We start from the raw sequence: 15856 nt of genomic DNA, 5'->3' as shown, positions 1-15856 counted from the left end.
CTCCCCCGGGTAAGCGCGAAGCGGTGTGGTGAAGGGCCGTCAGGCCGCGAGCCAGGCTTCGGCGACGCGAACCCAGTAGCTCGCGCCGATCGCGAGGATGTCGTCGTTGAAGTCGTAGCCGGGGTTGTGCACCATGCAGCCGCCCTTGCTGCCGATCCCGTTGCCGATGAACGCATAGCAGCCGGGGCGCGCTTCGAGCATGAACGCGAAATCCTCGCTGCCCATCAGCGGCGCGGTGTCGGTTTCGACGCGCTCGGCGCCGAGCATCTGGCGTGCGATGTCGGCCGCGAACGCGGTCGGTTCGGGATGGTTGACGAGCACCGGGTAGCCGTAGTCGTAATCGACTTCCGCCGCGATGCCGAAGCTTTCCGCCTGGCCCTTCACGAGCGCTTCGATGCGGCGTGCGAGCAGTGCCCGCACGTCGGCGTCCAGCGCGCGCACCGACAGCTTCATCACGACGGTTTCGGGAATGATGTTGAACGTCTCGCCGGCCTGCACGCTACCGACCGTGATCACGGCCGCATGCTGTGCGTCGACTTCACGCGCGACGATCGTCTGCAGCGCGACCATGATGCTGCCCGCGGCCGACATCGGGTCGCGCGCGAAATGCGGCATCGCGCCGTGGCCGCCGACGCCGCGCAGCGTGATCGTCACGCGGTCGGCCGACGCCATCGCGGCGCCGGTGCGGAATGCCATGTCGCCGGCGGCGCGGCCCGGCATGTTGTGGATCGCGAAGATCGCGTCGCACGGGAAGCGGTCGAACAGGCCGTCGTCCATCATCGCCTTCGCGCCGCCGAAGTTTTCCTCGGCCGGCTGGAAGATCAGGTTCAGCGTGCCGGAGAACTGGCGCGTAGCGGCGAGGTGGCGCGCCGCGCACAGCAGCATCGCCGTGTGGCCGTCGTGGCCGCATGCATGCATCTTGTTCGCATGACGGCTCGCGTACGGCAGGCCCGTGGCTTCCGCGAGCGGCAGCGCATCCATGTCGGCGCGCAGCCCGACCGTGCGCGCGCCTTGCCCTTCGCGCAACACGCCGACGACGCCCGTCTTGCCGATGCCGCGATGCACTTCATAACCCCAGCCGGCGAGCAGCTCGGCGACGAGATCGCTCGTGAGCGTTTCCTCGAACGCGAGTTCGGGATGAGCGTGGATGCGGCGGCGCACCTCGACCAGTTCGGGGGCGATCGCGGCGATGCCGGGGATGACGGGGTTCACGGCTTGCAGCATGGTGTCTCCTGTGGGGCGGGTGGGGCGTTTGACGCGCATATGACGTCAAAGCATATAAATTTCTTTTGCGCACCAGAAGCTGATAAATTGCTTTGGTGCTCACCACCGGTTGCCGCTCGGGAATACCCTGAGCCGGCGCGCGTCGCGGGGCATCGGGTTTCCACGGATCACGCCTCACCGCCATGAAATACCATCAGCTGAAAGCGTTCGTCACCGTCGCGGAAGAGGGGAGCATTCGCGCGGCCGCGCGCCGCCTGAACGTGTCGCCGGCGGCGCTGACGAAGGCGGTCAAGGAGCTGGAGATCGCGCTCGGCGTGTCGCTCGTCGTGCGCACCGCGCGCGGCGTGCAGCTCACCGCGTTCGGCCAGCAACTGCAGGTGCGCGCGCGGCTGATCGTCGCCGAAATGCAGCGCGCACGCGACGACATCGAGCAGGCGCAGGGGGCGATGACGGGCTCCGTCGCGGCGGCGATCACGCCGGCCGCCGCGGTGACGATCCTGCCCGATGCGTTTCGCGCGTTCCGGCGGCGGTTTCCGGTGGCGCGCGTCAGTCTCGTCGAAGGGTTTCCGGGTGTCGCGTTGCCGCGGCTGCACGACGGCTCGCTCGATTTCGCGGTGGCCGTCGTCGTGCCCGAGCTGCTGGCAGCCGAATTCGATCACGCGGAACTGTATTCGAGCCGTTCGCTGATCGTCGCGTGCAAGGGGCATCCGCTCGCATCGGCCACGTCGCTCGCCGATCTCGTCGAGGCCGACTGGCTGATGAATCCGTCGCCCGAAAGCTCGACGCAGGTGCTGTTCAATGCCTTCGTCGCGTACGGCTTGCCGGTGCCGGCACGCGTCGTCGAATGCCCGAGCTTCGGCCTGGCGCGCAGCCTGATGATGGGCTGCGACCTGATCGCATCGATGCCCGAGCAGTTGCTGCAGGGCGAGTGGGCGCAGGACCAGTTCGTGATACTGCCGATCCGCGAGCGGTTGCCGGCCGTGTCGGTGCAGGTCATCACGCGTCGCGACAGCCCGCTGACGCCGGCCGCGGCGATGCTGCTCGACTGCCTGCGCGATTCCGCGCGACGCAAGGGGCTGCGGTAAGCCGGCGTGCAGCGATCGTCATCGCATAGCGATCCTGACGATCTCGCGCGTAGCGCCGTTGCCGTTTCACGGGTTCGACGCCGCGGCAGCGGAGCGCGGTTCCTGCATGCGCCGCGCGAGCCGGTATCATAGCGGCCGGCCTGCCGCTCCGGCCGGCCTCCAACAACATCGCCATCCGGCATCCAGCAATCAGAGGCATCACATGACCAGTGCAACCCAATTCGACAACGTATCGGTCGTCAAGCGCGCGAACGTCTATTTCGACGGCAAGTGCGTGTCGCATACCGTGCTCTTCCCGGACGGCACGCGCAAGACCCTCGGCGTGATCCTGCCGTGCGCGCTCAACTTCGGCACGGACGCGCCCGAATTGATGGAAGTGCAGGCCGGCAAGTGTCGCGTGAAGCTCGACGGCAGCAGCGAATGGCAAACCTACGGCGCCGGCGAATCGTTCTCGGTGCCGGGCAAGAGCCGCTTCGACATCGAAGTGCTCGAGACGCTCGATTACGTCTGCAGCTACCTGTAAGCGCAGGCGGCAGAAAAAGAAAAAGCCCCGCCGAGGCGGGGCTTGTCGCAAGCGGATGGCGCAAGGCCATCCGGAGCGCCTGTTCTCGTTACAGGCAGGCGTTGATGTCGCCGGCCGACGACGCATCACCGCCACGGAAACCGACCCAGGTCTTCGCGTTCGCGGCGTTCGCCGGGCGCACCACGGCTGCGGCGCCATTCGGCGGTTGCTGGCCCGGCGCATACACGGCCATTGCAAGGCCGTTCGCCAGTTCGTACTGCGACGTCACCTGTTGCTGCGACTTGTCGGCCCAGGTCTTGGCGATGCACTGCGCTACCTGGTCGGCGGGTTTCTGGCTTTGTCCCACGTTCTGCAGGGCAGAATCGGCTGCATGAGCAGAAAATGCCACGGTCAATGCGATGAGCGGTAAGTATTTTGCGTTCACGTTATCTCCCTCGAGTCGTGATTGATTGGGTGGGATGCGCAGCAGTACTGCGTGCTAGTGAGATTGCATCGGACAAGCACGGTTCCGGCTATTCCGAAACAAGTTGTTAACGCGCTTGCCAAATGGCGGCTTCGGTGCTGTGCAGATTTGCTGCGGCACGGCATGCAGTGTGTGCGGCCCGTCCGCGGACGGGTGATGCAGCAACGACTTCATGCGGTGCGCGGTCGGCGCGCTGCCCGGTCGTGTGGTGAGGTGACGGTCGCGGCGTGCGGCATCTGTCTGCATGCCGCGCCGCGACGCTTTATCTGATGGCGAAAGTGGAATGGCTGATTCGATGGCCCCGTCGCATGAGTACCATCATGACAAACTTTCGCCGGTTGGATTGTTAACCAACTTTAAACGCAGGGCGCGGCGAAATGCGAAGCGGCGCGCGAGGGGCGCGGCGCTTCGTGGAGCAAGGGCAGGGCGAGGAAACGTGGCGCGGCCGGGGGGCCGCGCATGCGGGATGCGTCAGCCGGCCTTGCGCGTGCCGGCATCGCGCAGGTTGACCGGTACGACCGGGCGAAAGCGCTCGCGCTTCTGTTCGTCGTCGAAGTGCTGGAGCGCGGGTTTGATGAGGTCGCTGCGCGACACGATGCCGGTGATGCGCAGCGATTGCTCGTCGTCGACCACGGGCAGGCGTTCGAGGCCGAGCATCGCGAGCCGGGATGCGACGACGCGGCATGTTTCGTGCGCAAGCGCGACGGCGGGTGCGCGGCCGGCGAATGCGCCCGAGACTGGCGTGTCCGCTGCGGCCTGCGCGCGCTGCGCGTCGAGCGTCGCGCGATCGACGAGGCCGAGCAGGCGGCCGTTCTGCACGACCGGGTATGCACGGTGCGTCTGCTGCGCGCCGAAGTACTGCGACTCGACGGCATCGAGCGTCGCTGCGCCGTCGATCGCGACGAGCCGGTCGGCGGACGTCATCACTTCGGCGACGTCGTGCCGCTCGAGCGGATCGACGCCGTATTCGCGATAGATGTGATAGCCGCGGCGCGCGATCTTCTCCGTCATGATCGAGCGCTTCATCACGATGGTCGCGAAGCCGTGCGCGACGAGTGTTGCCGCGAGCAGCGGCAACAGTGCGTTGGCGTCGTGCGTGAGGCCGAACGCGAACACGATCGCGGTCAGCGGCGCGCCGAGGGTGGCGCCGAGCGTCGCGGCCATGCACACGAGCGGCCACAGCGCCGGATCGCCGCCGGGCAGCATCGGCGACAGCACGGTGCCGAGGCCGGCGCCGAGCATCAGCAGCGGGGCGAGCACGCCGCCCGACGTGCCCGAGCCGAGCGCGATCACCCACATCACGGCCTTCACGATCAGCAGCGCGAGCGCGATCTTCAGTGCGATGTGCTGATGCAGCAGGTCGCCGATCACGTCGTAGCCGACGCCGAGCGCGCGCGGTTCGAGCCAGCCGCCGATGCCGATCACGATCGCGCCGAGCGCGGGCCACCACATCCAGTGCACCGGCAACTTCGCGAAGGTGTCCTCGACGCGGTACAGCGCAGCCGACAAGCCGCATGCGAGCATGCCCGACAGCAGCCCGGCGACGATGCACGACAGCAGTGCGACGGGCGTGGGCGCGGCCGTCGTCAGCGGAAACAGCGGATCGACGCCGAAGAACAGCGCACGCGCGAAACCGGCCACCGCGCACGCGAGCGCGACCGGCAGGAAACTGCGCGGACGCCATTCGAACAGCAGCAGCTCGACCGCGAGCAGCACGGCGGCGACCGGCGTGCCGAACACGGCGGTCATGCCGGCGGCCGCGCCGGCGACGAGCAGCGTCTTGCGCTCGGCGGCGGTCACGTGCACGCATTGCGCGATCAGCGAGCCGAGCGCGCCGCCGGTCATGATGATCGGGCCTTCGGCGCCGAACGGGCCGCCGCTGCCGATCACGACGCCGGACGACAGCGGCTTGAGCACCGCGACCTTCGGCGACATGCGGCTCTTGCCGAACAGGATCGCTTCGATCGCTTCGGGAATGCCGTGGCCGCGAATCTTCTCCGAACCGAAGCGCGCCATCATCCCGACGATCAGGCCGCCGATCACCGGCACGACGATCACCCACGCACCGAGCGTGTTGTTCGCGGGAGAGCGCTCGACGAACGAGAACTGCTGGAAGAAGAACAGGTTCGTGAAGAGGTGGATCAGGCTCAACAGCACGAATGCGGCAAGCGTGCTGAGCAGGCCGATCCCGGCGGCAAGCAACGCGATCCTGGGCAGGCGTTCGTTGGTCGAGAAATCGCGTTTGTGCGGTGCGTTCATCGGAGTGGAAAAAGCAAGGGTCAGTAATCGATCTGGGGAACCTGGAACGCGTCCTTGAGCGACTTCAGCTCGGCGCGATGCATGGCCGCGAGGCGGGCAAGCAGCGTCTCGCCGGCTTGCTCGAGGTGGACTTCGACCTGCCGGCGGTCCGCTTCGCTCGTCTTGCGCTTCACGAGCCCGAGCGCCTCGCAGCGTGTGACCAGCGCGACGACGCCGTGATGCTGCGCCTGCAGGCGTTCCGCGAGCTCGCCGATGGTCGCCCATTCGCGATGCGGATAACCCTTGATGTGCAGCAGCAGCAGGTATTGCAGCGGCGTCACGCCTTCGCTTTGCGCGGCGCGTTCGGAGAAGCGCTCGAAGCGGCGCATCTGGTAGCGGAACTCGGACAGTTGCTGGAAATCGCTTTTGTTCAGCGCGCGTCGGGTATCGTTCATCGAGGTCGGGCAGTCAGTCGGTTTCGGTAGCGATAAATATATCACGGCATGATATAAATGTGCGAATCGAGGCGGAATAAACGTATTCCGCGCGACGTCGGTCATCGTGCCGGCGTTACGCGGCCTCGAGCATCCGCGTCTGCTGGTAGAGGCCCGTCACGAGATCCGTCTGCGTAATGATCCCGACGAGCCGGCGCGATGCATCGACGACCGGAATGTGGTGATGGCCCGAATGCGTGAACAGCGGCACGAGCGCCGTGAGCGGCATCGTGTGCGGCACGAACGCGACGTCGCGGGTCATCACGGTGGCGACGCTTGCGGGCTGGCCACCGAGCGATTGCGGCAGTCGCGCGGACAGGCGTTGCCACAGCGCGGTCGGGCGGCGCAACTGGCGCGTGAGGTCGGCGCGCGTGACGATGCCGGCCAGGCGGCCTTCGCCGTCGACGACGGGCAGCGCCTTCACGCGATGGCGATCGAGCAGCGTGAGTGCGGCTGTGACCGACGTCGACGGCGCGACCTCGATCGCGTTCTTCGTCATCAGGTCGGCGCACGTGAGTTGGCCGAACGTGCGCGTATAGGCCTGCATCTCGGTTTCGCGCAGCAACGCTTCGAGATCGTCCGGATCGACGTCGAGCCATTCGCTGCGGCGCTTGAGCACCGCGTCGAGGTCGCCGCGCGTGAAGCCGCCGCGCGCCGGTGCGGCGCTGCCTGCCTGCGGTTTCGTTTCGGGGCGTGCGCCACCGTGCGGGTAGCGGTGCCCGGTCAGCGCGTGATAGACGAGCGCGGCCGACAGCAGGATCGCCGATTGCAGCGCGATCGGCTCCAGCACGAAACCGAATCCGAGCGAATGGATCGCCGGGCCGCCGACCACGGCCGTGAGCGCGACGGCGCCCGACGGCGGGTGCACGCAGCGCAGCAGGAACATGCCGCCGATCGCGCACGCGATCGCGACCGCGGCGGCCGTGATCGGATCGGCGATCCATTGCGCGCACGCGACGCCGACCGTCGCCGCGACGAGATTGCCGCCGATGATCGACCACGGTTGCGCGAGCGGGCTGGCCGGCACCGCGAACAGCAGCACGGCCGACGCGCCCATCGGCGCGACGAGCAGCGGCACGAGGCCGGGCACGCCGGGCAGCAGCCGCATCGTGACGCCGACCGTCGCGATGCCGACGAGCGCGCCCGTGCACGAGCGCAGGCGCTCGCGCCAGCCAAGCGACATCGGATGGGGAACGAAGCTGTGCAGCCATTGCCGCAACGTGCGGCGCGACGAAGAGGAGCCTGACGACATGGACGATAAGCGGTAAGGATGACAGCGCGGACGCGCGCTGCGACAAGCGCGGAATTATATCGCGTTGTGATACAAATTGCCGCATCGCATCAAGCCGTTGCGTGCGCACGACGCGCGCGGCTTGCAAGAACCTTTCATCCGATGAAAGCCTGGGCGGCGCACAAGTGCGCAAATTTGTCTGCGGCGGCGTACAATTCGGGCCACTGAATCCCCTTGTATCTTTGAAGTGCGTGTCCGGCAGTGCCGTCACGCCCGGACCTGTCAGGGTTCGGGGTTGGCCGCAGCATGTAGCCCGTCATCCCTCGGTGCCCATGGAGCCCGTGCGTGAGTCTTGGGCGCATGCATGCGCCCGATCTCTGAAAGCCCGAACAGTTGCGTGAACGCCGTTCGCATTTGCAAGGAAGGGACGCAGGGATCATGGCCAATCAAATTGCAGTCGGTATCGACATCTCCAAGAAGACCATGGATGTAGCCATGGGGCACGAGCAGCCTACGGCCATATTCAGCAACGATGGTGCCGGGCATCAAGCGTTGATCGAAGAGCTGAAAAACCATCAGGTCTCGCTGATCGTGATGGAGGCGACCGGACAGTACCAACTGGCCTGCGCCTGCGCACTTCAAGCTGCGGGATTCGCTGTCGTCGTCATCAACCCTCGGCAGGCACGGGACTTCGCCAAGGCCATGGGGCGCCTAGTCAAGACCGACAGCGTGGATGCCCGCATGCTGGCTGAGCTGGCCCAGGTGCTGAATCTGCGGCCGGATCGAGACCGCTTCATCAAGCCGATGCCAGACCAGGCGCAGCAATACCTTCATGCACTGGTGCTTCGACGCCGGCAACTGGTGCGCCTTCTGGTCAGTGAGCGCCAGCGCAAGCACATGGCGCATGCCGAGGTGGTGCAGGACATTGTGGAACTGATGGATGTGCTGTCGAGACAGCTTGAAGCGCTGGATCGGAGGATTGCGGAACACTTGGCGTACCATCAGCCCGATCTGGCCGCCTTGCTCAAGAGCGTCAAAGGGGTTGGTCCGGCAACGGCTGCGACGCTGATGTCCGAGCTGCCAGAGCTTGGCCGGCTCAAGGCCAGGCAGATCTCTGCGCTGGTAGGCGTCGCTCCGATGAACCGGGACTCGGGCCAGGCCCGCGGCAAACGCTTCATCTGCGGCGGACGTGCCGCGGTCAGGAGCGCTTTGTACATGGCCGCCATCGTCGCCATGCGTCACAACGCCGTGATACGGCGTTGCTATGAGCGTCTGCTGGCGGCAGGCAAGCCGAAGAAGGTGGCCATCGTGGCCTGCATGCGCAAGCTGCTGATTATCCTGAATGCCATGGTCAAAAGCGGGCGGCCATGGAATGACCAGCTTGCACAGGCCTGAAATTGCTGGAGAGTGTCCCCATGTCCGGCCGGCCGCTGCGCCGGCGAATGGGCTTCAGATACCCATCGCCATGACCCAGCCCGCCAGCCCGGCCAGCAGCACCACGAGCGCTGGCGGCACGCGTCCCACCGTCAGCAGCCCGAACGAGAGCAGCGCCAGCCCAAAATCCGCCTTGCCGTGGATGGCACTCGTCCATACCGGGTCATAGAGGGCGGACACCAGAATGCCGACCACGCCGGCGTTGATGCCGGCCATGGCCGTCTGGATGCCCGCGCGGTGGCGCAATCCTTCCCAAAATGGCAGTGCGCCGACCAGCACGAAGAAGGCCGGGAGGAAGATGGTGCCCAGGAGTGCCAGCCCGCCGATCCAGCCATGCAGCGGGCCGTGAGCAACCGCGCCGAGGTAGGCCGAGAACGTGAACAGCGGCCCCGGCACGGCCTGCGCCGCGCCGTAGCCGGCCAGGAAGTCGGCGTTGCTCACGACGCCGCTCGGCACCACGGCGGCCTGCAGCAGCGGCAGCACGACGTGCCCACCACCGAAGACCAATGCACCGGAGCGATACACCCCTTCCAGCAGCGCTATCGTGAACGAGTCCGTGGCTGCGGCCCACAGGGGCAGCCCAACGAGTGGGGCGGCAAACAGCAGCAGTGCCACGACGCCCAGCTTGCGCGAAACCGGGTAGCTATGGGCATGGCCGCCGCCAGGCTGTGCGATCTTCAAGCCCCACCAGCCCAGCAATCCCGCCACCGTGATGGCGGCGATCTGCCCCATCGCCGAGGGAAGAATGATGGTCAGCAGCGCCGCCAGAATGGCCAGGGCGGCGCGCGACCGGTCCGGGCACAACGACCGGGCCATGCCCCAGACTGCCTGGGCCACGATGGCCACGGCCACCACCTTGAGCCCATGGACCCAGCCGGACTGGGCCAGCCCCTGGTACTCGGCGATGCCAAAGGCGAACAGGATCAGCGCAATCGCCGATGGCAAGGTGAATCCGGCCCAGGCCGCCAGCAGCCCCAGCCAGCCCGCGCGGCCCAGCCCCAGCGCCATGCCCACCTGGCTGCTGGCCGGGCCGGGCAGGAGCTGGCACAGGGCGACCAGGTCGGAGTAGCTGCGGTCATCCAGCCAGCGGCGGCGCTCGACAAACTCCGAGCGGAAATAGCCCAGGTGCGCGATCGGCCCGCCGAAGGAGGTCAGCCCCAGCTTGAGAAAGGCGCCGAAGACTTCGACGGGTGAGCCGCGCGCGGCTGCGGACTCATGCTGCAAGGTGTTGGTTGAATCTGTCATTTGTGCATCGCCTCCCCGGTGAACTCCCGGATGCGTTCCTTGGCCAGTGCCAAGCCTTCCTTGCCCTTGGGCGTGATCGTGTAGAGCTTGCGCACGGTGCGCCCTTCACGCTCCTGGCGGGAGACGAGGTAGCCGTCGCGCTCCATCTTGTGCAACATCGGGTACAGCGTTCCGGGAGAGAGGCGGTAGCCGTGGTGGGCCAGCTCGTCGATCATCCATTGCCCGTAGATCTCCTGCTCGGCCGCGTGGTGCAGCACATGCAGGCGGATCAGTCCCGACAGCAAGTCGTGGTGCTCCATAGCGCGCGGTGTCGATTGTTCTTTCATATCGAATATCGATAACGAAATTCGATAATATCAGCTTCAGATCACCCGACTGCGCACGCAGAGGTATTTAGACCTTGCGACCCTCAGCATCCACCACGGCCTCACCATCCTCTTTGTTGAACGCGCCGCGCTGCGGCTGCGGCAAGATGTCCAGCACGGCCTCCGATGGCCGGCACAGGCGCGTGCCCAGCGGCGTGACCACGATGGGCCGGTTGATGAGGACGGGGTGCTGGAGCATGAAGTCGATCAACTGCACGTCGCTCCACTGCGGGTCATCCAGGCCCAGCTCGGCATAGGGCGTGCCTTTCTCGCGCAGCACGGCGCGCGCCGATACGCCCATCGCGGCGATCAGTGCCGTCAGCGTCGCCCGGTCGGGCGGCGTCTTCAGGTACTCGATGACCGTGGGCTCCTCGCCGCTGTTGCGGATCAGGGCCAGCACGTTGCGCGACGTGCCGCAGGCGGGGTTGTGGTAGATGGTGATGTTGCTCATGGTGGCTTGCCTGGGTTAGCGGGAGGGAGGGTTCGGGCCGCATTCGTACCAGCCGCGCGAGCGGTTGACCACGCGCACGACCAGCAGCATCACGGGTACCTCGATCAGCACGCCGACCACGGTGGCCAGCGCCGCGCCGGACTGGAAGCCGAACAGGCTGATGGCGGCGGCCACCGCCAATTCGAAGAAATTGGAAGCGCCGATCAGTGCCGACGGGCAGGCGATGCGGTGCTGCTCGCCCACCTGGCGGTTGAGCCAGTAGGCCAGCCCCGAGTTGAACAGCACCTGGATCAGGATGGGCACGGCCAGCATGGCGATCACCAGCGGTTGGCGCAGGATGGCCTCGCCCTGGAAGGCGAACAGCAGCACCAGCGTGAGCAGCAGCGCGGCCATGGACAGCGGGCCGATGCGGGCCAGCGCGGCATCGAAGGCGGCCTGGCCCTGGCGCAGCAGCGCGCGGCGCCAGAGTTGCGCGAGGATGACCGGGATCACGATGTAGAGCAGCACCGACACCATCAGCGTGCTCCAGGGCACGCTGATGGACGACAGGCCCAGCAGCAGGCCGACGATGGGCGCAAAGGCGAAGACCATGATGGTGTCGTTCAGCGCCACCTGCGACAGCGTGAACGCCGGGTCGCCGCCGGTCAGCCGGCTCCAGACGAAGACCATGGCCGTGCAGGGCGCGGCGGCCAGCAGGATCAGGCCGGCAACATAGCTGTCGAGCTGGTCGGCCGGCAGCCACTGGGCGAAGATCTGGCGCACGAAGATCCAGGCCAGCAGCGCCATCGAAAACGGCTTGACGGCCCAGTTGATGAACAGCGTCACGCCAATGCCGCGCCAATGCTGCCTGACCTGGCCCAGCGCACCGAAGTCCACCTTGAGCAGCATGGGAATGACCATGACCCAGATCAACAGGCCCACCGGCAGGTTGACCTGCGCGACCTCGAGGCGGCCGATGGCCTGGAACACGCCGGGTGCGAACTGGCCCAGGGCCACGCCCAGCACGATGCACAGGAACACCCACAGCGTCAGGTAGCGCTCGAAGAGGCTCATGGGCTGCGGCGCTTGTTCAGGCCGCAGCGCTTCAGGGATTGCATTCATTGCCCCGGCCTCACTTCGTACCGATATTGCGCAGCTCATGCTGCAACGACATGGCGTCCAGCCGCTGCAGCGGCAGCGACAGGAACAGCTCGATGCGTCGGCGCAGCGTCAGCGCCGCATCCGTGAATGCCTTGCGCTTCTGCTCATCGGTGCCTTTGACGGCTGCGGGGTCAGGAACGCCCCAATGCGCCGACATTGGCCGTCCCGGCCACACCGGGCAGACCTCGCCGGCGGCGTTGTCGCAGACCGTGAATATGAAATCCAGCTCCGGTGCACCGGGCGCCGCGAACTCATCCCAGTTCTTGCTGCGGTAGCCAGCGGTCGGCATGTGCAGCCGCTCCAGCGTGGCGAGCGCCAGTGGGTGGACTTCGCCCTTGGGGTGGCTGCCCGCCGAGTAGGCGCGAAAGCGCCCCTGGCCCAATTCATTGAGGATGCCTTCGGCCAGGATGGAGCGAGCCGAGTTACCCGTGCAGATGAACAGGGCGCTGTAGATCTTGTCGGTGGTCATGGGTATCTCACATCAGCAGCAGGAGGAGGCCGGCTTCACCGCAACGCCCATCGGCTTGCCGCGCACCGGGGTACAGCACGCTGCGGCGGAAGTCGCTGCAGGCGCCGCTTCGTTAAAGACCGGAATATTGCCCAGCGTGTGAAAGTGCTCCCAGGCCACGCCCTGCGGGTCGGTGATCCAGTGCTTCTCGCTGCGCGCGTAGCAGCAGGTCGTGGTGCCCTCGTCCAGCAGCGTCATGTCGGCCGCCTCGGCGCGGGCCTTCAGCACCGCCAATTCCTCGGCATCGTCGGTCTGGATACCCAGGTGGTCAATGCCCGGCTTGTTGCCACGTGTGGAGATGGCGAAGTTGACCGGCGGGTCTTCGAGCATCCATTTGGCGTAGTCGCTTTTGACGCGCGCGGGCTGCGCGGCGAACAGTTGGGAATAGAAGCCGATGCTGCGGTTCAGGTCATCGACGTGCAGGTGGACGTGGAAGCGCTTCATGGGGAGATCCTTTCAGCAGGAGGTACAGGCAGAGGAGGAATCACTGACCTCGCACGTGCTGCCTTGGCAGCAGTGCTCGGTCAGGTAGCCGAGCAGCCCATTCATCTGGCTGAAGTCGGCGCGGTAGATCAGGTTGCGGCCTTGCTGTTCGATGGTGACGAGGCCAGCATGAGCCAGTTCCTTCAGGTGGAAGGACAGCGCGTTGCGGGCCACGTCGAGCTGATCGGCCAGAACGCTGGGCGTGAGCCCTTCGGGGCCGGCGACGACTAGGGATCGGAACACGCGCAGGCGCTGGGCATGGGCCAGGGCACCGAGGGCGGAAACGGCTTGGGCTTCATTCATTATTCAATAATACATCAATTATTGAATCAATGGCAATGCCGCTTATGCTGGATCAAGCCTGCGTGGCTTGACTTTCAAGACAGTTGCTCATGCCTGAACCACGCACGCGATGTCCGCTCTCCCGCCTTTCCCCCGGCACGGTGATCGATTCGGCGTGGTTCGCGGCCGCGTTCCGTTCCCCACCTGACGCGAGCGCCGCCGACGCCTCCCCACTGACTCTCCCCAAGCCAATTCAATGGACATGCTCGAAAACATGCGCCTGTTCGTGCGCGTTGTCGAAGCCGGCAGCTTTACGGCGGTCGCGAAGGAAATCGACGCGACCACCGCGCAGGTGTCGCGCGCGGTATCGAACCTCGAAGCGCACGTACAGACGCGCCTGTTGCATCGCACGACGCGCCACCTCGGCCTCACCGAAAGCGGCGAGCGCTATTTCGAGCGCGCGAAATCGATCCTCGCGGAAATCGACTATGCGAACGCGGAGGCGCGCAACGCGCTGCTGCGGCCGAGCGGCAAGATGCGCATCCATGCGATGACGGGGCTCGGGCAGAGTCATGTGGTGTCGTCGATCGTCCGCTACCAGGAAGACAACCCCGACGTGTCGGTCGAGCTGACGCTTGCGCAGCGCATGCCGAATCTCGTCGAGGAAGGTTATGACGTGTCGATCGTGACGGCGTCGCAATTGCCCGATTCGGGTTATGTCGCGCAGACCTGCGGCACGAGCGTCAGCGTGCTCGTCGCGTCGCGCGAATACCTGGCGCGGCACGGCACGCCGCAGACGCCCGACGAACTGCCGAACCATGTGTGCCTGCGGCTCGACACCCCCGCATCGCCCGCCGGCGAATGGCGGCTCGAACGCAACGACGGCGAGGAAACCGTCTACGAGCTGCAGCCGGCGCCGTTCCAGGTCAACGTGCCGGATGCGCTGTGCGTCGCGGTGCGCGCCGGGCGCGGGATCGCGTGTGTCGCGCTCTATACGGTGCTCGACGACATCCGCGAAGGGCGGCTGATCCGCGTGCTGCCCGAGTACCGGCTGCAGACGGTGAGCGTGTACGCGGTCTACGCGACGCGTCGTTATCTCGACGCGAAGATCCGCACGTTCCTCGACCACCTGCGCACGACGCTCACGCCCGCGCTGGAGAACGACCTGCGCGAACTCGACCGGCTGACGATCGAGCAGACGCCGGGCGGCCGCAAGCGCGCGTGACGGCGCGGGCGCGCGCCGTCCGGGCCGCGTGGGCAGCGATGATGCTCACGCGCGCGGCGGCGTGACGCGAATCCGCTCGAAGCGGCCCGCGAGCCACGTGTACGCGGCGATGCCGATCAGCCCGTGCGCAGCGACGAACCACAATGCGCCGGCGAACGAACCCGTGCTGGCGACGAAATAGCCGATCACGAGCGGCGTGACGATCCCGGCGATGTTGCCGAGGCCGTTGAACACGCCGCCGCTCAGGCCGACCATGCCTTCCGGCGCCGTGTCGGCGAGCACGGCCCAGCCGACCGCCGCGAGCCCCTTGCCGAAGAACGCGATCGTCATCAGCGCGATCACGACGGCGTTCGACGATGCGCCGTTCGCGAGCACGAGCAGCGTCGCCATGGCCATCCCCACGACGAACGGCGTCTTGCGCGCCCGCGACGGGTGCATGCCGCGCCGGATCAGCCAGTCCGACAGCACGCCGCCGAGCACGCCGCCGGTGAACCCGCAGATCGCCGGCAGCGCGGCGACCCAGCCGGCTTCCATGATCGTCATCCCGCGCCCCTTGATCAGGTAGATCGGGAACCACGTGATGAAGAAGTAGGTGAGCGCGGTGATGCAGTACTGGCCGATATAGATCGCCCACAGGTTCCGGTGGCGGAACAGTTGCGACACGTCGTGCCACGACGCGCGCGGCCGATGGCGCACGCGGTTCGCCTCGAGATCGACGAGCGCGCCGTGCGCGCGCAGGTAGTCGCGTTCCGCGTCGCTCACGCGCGGGTGGCCGTGCGGCTCGCGATACCACGCGAACCACAGCGCCGCGAGCGCGATGCCGAGCATCCCCATCCACAGGAACACGTGCTCCCAGCCGAGCGCATGCGTGAGCCATGCCATCGCCGGCGTGAACAGCACGACGGCCATGTATTGCGCGGAATTGAACAGCGCCGACGCCGTGCCGCGTTCGGCGGTCGGGAACCAGCACGCGACGATCCGCGAGTTGGCCGGGAACGCAGGCGATTCGACGAGGCCGAGCATGAAGCGCATCACGAACAGCGCGAGCGTCGCGGCTGCACCCTGCACGGCGAACCAGCCGACCGTGCCCTGCAGCATCGTGAAGGCCGACCACAGCAGCAGGCTCAGGCCGTACACGCGGCGTGCACCGAAGCGGTCGAGCAGCCAACCGCCCGGTATCTGGCCGATTGCGTAGGCCCAGGCGAACGCCGAAAAAACGACACCGAGCTGCACGGGCGACAGCCCGAGATCGTGCGCGACGCCGGTGCCGGCGATCGACATCGTCGCGCGGTCCGCATAGTTGATGACGGTCACGGCGAAGATCAGCGCGAGGACCGTATAGCGGACGCGGCCGATCGCGCGCGAGGCGGCGGGCGACGCGGCGAGGGCGGCGCCGCTGGATCGATTGGGCATGCGTGTCTCCTGGCCTCCGTCGTGCGGCGGCGTCTGGTGTTGTAGCGGGGTG

The 15856-nt window shown here is 66.7% G+C and carries 17 protein-coding genes; 4 read left to right on the top strand and 13 right to left on the bottom strand.

The genetic code is table 11. The annotated features are described in order from the left end of the window. Positions 1 to 39: 39 nt before the first annotated feature. Entirely contained in the window at positions 40 to 1224 is a 1185-nt protein-coding gene (locus BBJ41_RS22065; protein WP_069748428.1) for a M20 aminoacylase family protein, read from the bottom strand. A 182-nt stretch (positions 1225 to 1406) separates the two neighbouring features. Between BBJ41_RS22065 and BBJ41_RS22060 the strand changes: the two genes are divergently transcribed. Then, entirely contained in the window at positions 1407 to 2309 is a 903-nt protein-coding gene (locus BBJ41_RS22060) for a LysR substrate-binding domain-containing protein (protein ID WP_069748427.1), read from the top strand. A gap of 202 nt (positions 2310 to 2511) precedes the next feature. Further along, entirely contained in the window at positions 2512 to 2832 is a 321-nt protein-coding gene (gene ppnP / locus BBJ41_RS22055) for a pyrimidine/purine nucleoside phosphorylase (RefSeq protein WP_006478890.1), read from the top strand. Positions 2833 to 2920: 88 nt separating this feature from the next. Here the strand turns inward: ppnP and BBJ41_RS22050 are convergent, their stop codons facing one another. The 4 genes from BBJ41_RS22050 to BBJ41_RS22035 all read right to left on the bottom strand — a co-directional run bounded on the left by BBJ41_RS22050 (position 2921) and on the right by BBJ41_RS22035 (position 7279). Further along, the gene (locus BBJ41_RS22050; protein WP_021162025.1) at positions 2921 to 3256 is read right to left on the bottom strand and encodes a hypothetical protein; all 336 of its coding nucleotides are present in this window, start codon (positions 3254 to 3256) and stop codon (positions 2921 to 2923) included. 510 nt (positions 3257 to 3766) lie between these two features. Beyond that, entirely contained in the window at positions 3767 to 5554 is a 1788-nt protein-coding gene (locus tag BBJ41_RS22045) for a chloride channel protein (RefSeq protein WP_069748426.1), read from the bottom strand. Between the two features lie 20 nt (positions 5555 to 5574). Then, positions 5575 to 5988 carry a MarR family winged helix-turn-helix transcriptional regulator gene (locus BBJ41_RS22040; protein ID WP_069748425.1) on the bottom strand — a complete coding sequence of 138 codons (414 nt, stop codon included), beginning with the start codon at positions 5986 to 5988 and terminating at the stop codon, positions 5575 to 5577. 115 nt (positions 5989 to 6103) lie between these two features. Next, positions 6104 to 7279, bottom strand: coding sequence for an HPP family protein (locus BBJ41_RS22035; RefSeq protein WP_069748424.1), 1176 nt, complete (start codon positions 7277 to 7279; stop codon positions 6104 to 6106). Between the two features lie 417 nt (positions 7280 to 7696). Between BBJ41_RS22035 and BBJ41_RS22030 the strand changes: the two genes are divergently transcribed. Next, positions 7697 to 8653 carry an IS110 family transposase gene (locus BBJ41_RS22030; RefSeq protein ID WP_027457584.1) on the top strand — a complete coding sequence of 319 codons (957 nt, stop codon included), beginning with the start codon at positions 7697 to 7699 and terminating at the stop codon, positions 8651 to 8653. A 54-nt stretch (positions 8654 to 8707) separates the two neighbouring features. Here the strand turns inward: BBJ41_RS22030 and chrA are convergent, their stop codons facing one another. From chrA to BBJ41_RS21995, 7 genes are all read right to left on the bottom strand, one after another. Continuing rightward, a complete protein-coding gene (gene chrA / locus BBJ41_RS22025; RefSeq protein ID WP_049405859.1) occupies positions 8708 to 9937 on the bottom strand; it encodes a chromate efflux transporter in 1230 nt (409 codons plus the stop codon). After that, on the bottom strand, positions 9934 to 10263 hold the full coding sequence (locus tag BBJ41_RS22020; protein ID WP_223277441.1) for a PadR family transcriptional regulator: 330 nt from the start codon (positions 10261 to 10263) through the stop codon (positions 9934 to 9936). Before BBJ41_RS22020 ends, chrA begins: the two co-directional genes overlap by 4 nt. Positions 10264 to 10330: 67 nt before the next feature. Further along, positions 10331 to 10753, bottom strand: coding sequence for an arsenate reductase (glutaredoxin) (gene arsC / locus BBJ41_RS22015; RefSeq protein WP_027457581.1), 423 nt, complete (start codon positions 10751 to 10753; stop codon positions 10331 to 10333). A gap of 15 nt (positions 10754 to 10768) precedes the next feature. Continuing rightward, the gene (gene arsB / locus BBJ41_RS22010; RefSeq protein ID WP_069744862.1) at positions 10769 to 11854 is read right to left on the bottom strand and encodes an ACR3 family arsenite efflux transporter; all 1086 of its coding nucleotides are present in this window, start codon (positions 11852 to 11854) and stop codon (positions 10769 to 10771) included. A gap of 10 nt (positions 11855 to 11864) precedes the next feature. After that, positions 11865 to 12362 carry an arsenate reductase ArsC gene (locus BBJ41_RS22005; protein WP_027457579.1) on the bottom strand — a complete coding sequence of 166 codons (498 nt, stop codon included), beginning with the start codon at positions 12360 to 12362 and terminating at the stop codon, positions 11865 to 11867. A gap of 12 nt (positions 12363 to 12374) precedes the next feature. Then, complete coding sequence (locus BBJ41_RS22000) at positions 12375 to 12845, bottom strand: ArsI/CadI family heavy metal resistance metalloenzyme (protein ID WP_069744861.1); 471 nt, start codon at positions 12843 to 12845, stop codon at positions 12375 to 12377. A gap of 12 nt (positions 12846 to 12857) precedes the next feature. Beyond that, positions 12858 to 13187: an ArsR/SmtB family transcription factor gene (locus BBJ41_RS21995; protein ID WP_027457577.1), complete on the bottom strand. Its 330-nt coding sequence runs from the start codon at positions 13185 to 13187 to the stop codon at positions 12858 to 12860. Between the two features lie 235 nt (positions 13188 to 13422). Between BBJ41_RS21995 and BBJ41_RS21990 the strand changes: the two genes are divergently transcribed. Beyond that, a complete protein-coding gene (locus tag BBJ41_RS21990) occupies positions 13423 to 14391 on the top strand; it encodes a LysR family transcriptional regulator (protein ID WP_069748423.1) in 969 nt (322 codons plus the stop codon). A 45-nt stretch (positions 14392 to 14436) separates the two neighbouring features. Here BBJ41_RS21990 and BBJ41_RS21985 read toward each other — a convergent pair whose 3' ends face one another. After that, positions 14437 to 15804 carry an MFS transporter gene (locus BBJ41_RS21985; protein WP_069748422.1) on the bottom strand — a complete coding sequence of 456 codons (1368 nt, stop codon included), beginning with the start codon at positions 15802 to 15804 and terminating at the stop codon, positions 14437 to 14439. Between the last annotated feature and the right edge of the window lie 52 nt (positions 15805 to 15856).

Source organism: Burkholderia stabilis, assembly GCF_001742165.1.
Lineage (GTDB): Bacteria > Pseudomonadota > Gammaproteobacteria > Burkholderiales > Burkholderiaceae > Burkholderia > Burkholderia stabilis.
This window is presented reverse-complemented; position numbering and strand designations above follow the sequence as displayed.